The organism is Vibrio sp. 1288 (assembly GCF_033344475.1).
The window spans coordinates 1-528 of record NZ_JAWPOX010001077.1 but is presented as its reverse complement, the minus strand read 5'-3'; the positions used below and the strand labels follow the sequence as shown (position 1 = coordinate 528).

General features: G+C 48.3%; 1 protein-coding gene. It reads right to left on the bottom strand.

The window, feature by feature from the left end; genetic code table 11:
* A partial coding sequence (locus tag R8O11_RS30985; RefSeq protein ID WP_318195361.1) for an aminotransferase class III-fold pyridoxal phosphate-dependent enzyme occupies positions 1-528 on the bottom strand: 528 nt, incomplete at both ends.

Below are 528 nucleotides of genomic sequence, written 5' to 3'. Positions count from 1 at the left end.
GACATGTGTGCTTGAAGTGCTTCGATATCGTTGTATGGTAAGTGCGTAACATCGCCTGGCTTAGGACCAAAACCGTCTGAGTAAGCTGCTTGACCGCCAACCGTAACAGTAAAGAATGTACGACCGTGGAAACCTTGTTTAAATGCGATGATTTCTGATTTTTCAGGGCCATGAACATCTGCCGCGTAACGGCGTGCTAATTTCAGTGCCGCTTCGTTTGCTTCTGCGCCCGAGTTAGCAAAGAATACGCGCTCAGCAAAGCTCACTTCAGTTAGCTTTTTCGCAAGGCGAAGTGCCGGCTCGTTCGTCATCACGTTACTTAGATGCCACAGCTTGTTGCCTTGCTCAGTCAACGCATCAACCATTACTGGATGACAATGACCCAAGCAGCTCACTGCAATACCACCAGCAAAGTCGATGTACTCGTTATCGTCCTGATCCCAAATACGTGAGCCTTTGCCTCTTACAGGGATCATTTCCATCGGGTTATAGCAAAGTACCATCACCTCATCGAATAAACCGCGCTCT